Raw genomic sequence first — 3,092 nt, 5'->3', positions numbered from 1 at the left:
ATCGGCGTCCTTCGTCTGCTTCGCCAGCTCCTGCGCCCAGTACAGGCCGAGGTAGAAGTGGCTGCCGCGGTTGTCGATCGTGCCCAGCGCGCGCCCGGGCGAACGGTCCTCTTCGAGGAACGTGCCGGTCGCGGCATCCAGCGTCTCGGCGAGGATTCGTGCCTTCTCGTTGCCCGTGCGGTCGGCGAAGTGCTCGAGCGAGGCGGCCAGGGCGAAGAACTCGCCCAGCGAGTCCCAACGCAGGTAGTTCTCGCCGACCAGCTGCTGCACGTGCTTCGGCGCCGAGCCGCCCGCGCCGGTTTCGAACAGCCCGCCGCCGGCCAGCAGCGGCACGATGCTGAGCATCTTCGCGCTCGTGCCGACCTCGAGGATCGGGAACAGGTCGGTCAGGTAGTCGCGCAGCACGTTGCCCGTCACCGAGATGGTGTCGAGGCCGTGACGCATGCGCGCCAGCGTGTACCGGGTCGCCTCCTCGGGCGCGAGGATCGTGATCGTCAGGCCCGTCGTGTCGAGCGTCGCGAGTCCCTGGTGCGCCTTCGCGATGATCTGCGCGTCGTGCGAGCGGTTCGCGTCGAGCCAGAACACGGCCGGGACGCCGGTGGCGCGGGCGCGCGTCACGGCGAGCTTGACCCAGTCCATCACGGGGATGTGCTTGGTCTGCGTCGCGCGCCAGATGTCGCCGGCGCCGACGGTGTGCTCGATGAGGACAGTGCCCTCGCCGTCGAGCACCTGCACGATGCCGGCCGACGCGATCTCGAACGTCTTGTCGTGGCTGCCGTACTCCTCGGCGGCCTGCGCCATCAGCCCGACGTTCGGCACGGTGCCGATCGTGGCCGGGTCGAGTGGCCCGTTGGCGATGACGTCGTCGATCACGGCCTGGTAGACACCCGCGTACGAGGAGTCGGGGATGACTGCGATGGTGTCGGCCTCGCCGCCGTCCTTGCCCCACAGCTTGCCGCCGTTGCGCACCAGGGCGGGCATCGAGGCGTCGACGATCACGTCGCTGGGCACGTGCAGGTTGGTGATGCCCTTGTCGGAGTTGACGTACGACAGGCGGGGGCCGTTGTCGATCGCGCGCTCGAAGGCCGCGGCGATCTCCTCGCCGCCGGCGAGCGTCGACAGTCCGGCGAGGATCGAGCCGAGCCCGTCGTTGGCGCTGAGACCGGCCGCCGCGAGCTGGTCGCCGTACTGCGCGAAGACGTCCGCGAAGAAGGCCTTCACGACGTGCCCGAAGATGATCGGGTCGCTGACCTTCATCATGGTCGCCTTGAGGTGCACCGAGTAGAGCACGTCGTCGGCCTCGGCCTGCTCGAGGGTCTCGGCGAGGAAGGCGTCGAGGTGCGCCGCCGACAGGAACGTGGCGTCGATGATCTCGCGCGGCAGGACCTTGAGCCCCTCCTTCAGCACGGTGATGGTGCCGTCGGCGGCGACGTGCTGGAAGCTCAGCACGTCGTCGTGGGCGGCGACCCACGAGCGCTCGTTGCTCTTGAAGTCGTCGTGACCCATGGTGGCGACGCGGGTCTTCGACCCCTCGGCGAACGGCTTGTTGCGGTGCGGGTGCTTCTTGGCGTAGTTCTTCACCGCGAGCGGGGCGCGGCGGTCGCTGTTGCCCTCGCGCAGTACGGGGTTCACGGCCGAGCCCTTGATCTTGTCGTAGCGGGCGCGGACGTCCTTCTCGTCGAGCGACTGCGGCTCGTCGGGGTAGTCCGGGACATCGAAGCCCTTCTCCTGCAGCTCGGCGATGGCGGCCTTGAGCTGAGGGATGGATGCCGAGATGTTCGGCAGCTTGATGATGTTCGCCTCGGGCAGCGTGGCGAGGCCGCCGAGCTCGGCGAGCGCGTCGCCCACCTGCTGCTCGGGGGCGAGCTTCTGGGGGAAGGCGGCGAGGATGCGACCCGCCAGCGAGATGTCGCGGGTCTCCACCTCGATGCCCGCCTGACCGGTGTAGGCCTTGATGATGGGCAGGAACGAGGCGGTGGCCAGAGCCGGCGCCTCGTCTGTGTAGGTGTAGATGATGGCGTCGTCGGTCACCGGGGATCTCCGTTCGCGGGGGCAGATTTATCTCGATACCAAGATACCCGAGTCTTCTCCGCGAGCCTGGTCACGCCCCATGACTCCGCTCTGCCACGGATCGCGGGTGACGCGCTAGCCTGGGGTCATGTCGGAACTGCGCGTAGAAGAACTCTCCGCTGCGACGATCGTCGCCGTGAACAAGCTGTCGCTGCGTCCGGGCCAGGAGCAGTTCCTCGCTCCGGTGTCGTACGGCATCGCCGCGACGGTCGTGAACCCTCAGACGTCGTGGCAGCGAGTCGTGCTCGACGGCGATCAGGTCGTCGGCTTCGTGAACGCCAGCTTCGACGCCGACACCCCGGACGAGCACTTCCGCAGCGTGCTCTGGCGCATCAACGTCGACGCAGACGACCAGCGTCGCGGCGTCGGCAGCTTCGCGGTGCAGGCGCTGGTCGACGAGGCCCGCGCCCGTGGCGTCGACCACGTGAACGTCATCTACGAGGCCGGCGAGGACGGCCCGGAGGCGTTCTTCCGCCGCGTGGGGTTCGAGCCCATCGGCGAGACGGAGTACTCCGAGGTCATCGCGCAGATCCGCGTCGACGGCTGACGATTCGTCCGGTCAGGGCCGGCGGCGCTTCCTCGTCGTCCAGGCGATGACCGAGTCGGACGTGCGGATCGCGATCGTGCGGGCGGCGTCCCACAGGGCATCCGGCAGCTCGGGCTCCACCCGCTCGCCGCGGGCTGCCCGCTCGGCGATGTCGAAGGCACGCTCCAGATCCTCGACGGCCACGCGGTACGCGCCGAACTCCTCCGGACTCATCCGCGAGTCGGGCCCCGGCCTGGCGTCGCGCGCACGCTGCAGCGCGACGAGGAACGCCGACGTCGCCGGCTGACGTCCGTCGCTCATCTGCGGGAAGGCTATCGCCCGTGCCGGGTCGGTCTCGTACTCCATCCAGCGTGCGAGCAGCGCGTCGTGGCGGCTGCGCAGCCGCTCCAGCGGCAGCACGCCGGCCGACATCGACGACCGCTCGGTCGAGATCCGCACCCGGCTCGCCTTCACGCGAGCGGCGGCGGCGCGCGCC

The 3,092-nt window shown here is 69.5% G+C and carries 2 protein-coding genes and 1 pseudogene; 1 reads left to right on the top strand and 2 read right to left on the bottom strand.

The annotated features are described in order from the left end of the window. On the bottom strand, positions 1-2,031 hold a 2,031-nt coding region (locus tag RT309_RS14535; RefSeq protein WP_313358179.1), incomplete at its 3' end, for an NADP-dependent isocitrate dehydrogenase. Positions 2,032-2,158: 127 nt separating this feature from the next. Here RT309_RS14535 and RT309_RS14530 point away from each other — a divergent pair. Beyond that, complete coding sequence (locus RT309_RS14530; protein WP_313358177.1) at positions 2,159-2,617, top strand: GNAT family N-acetyltransferase; 459 nt, start codon at positions 2,159-2,161, stop codon at positions 2,615-2,617. A gap of 12 nt (positions 2,618-2,629) precedes the next feature. Here RT309_RS14530 and RT309_RS14525 read toward each other — a convergent pair. Continuing rightward, positions 2,630-3,092 (bottom strand): annotated as a pseudogene (locus RT309_RS14525) (hypothetical protein); the annotation flags it as partial.

Origin of the sequence: Microbacterium sp. (genome assembly GCF_032084865.1) — a bacterium.
In the GTDB taxonomy this organism is placed as follows: domain Bacteria; phylum Actinomycetota; class Actinomycetes; order Actinomycetales; family Microbacteriaceae; genus Microbacterium.
The sequence above is the reverse complement of the archived record's forward strand: the minus strand, read 5'-3'. Positions and strand labels throughout refer to the sequence as shown.

Coding starts and splice junctions, on each gene's coding strand:
- RT309_RS14530 (WP_313358177.1), top strand. CDS start 2,159: ATGTCGGAACTGCGCGTAGAAGAACTCTCCGCTGCGACGATCGTCGCC.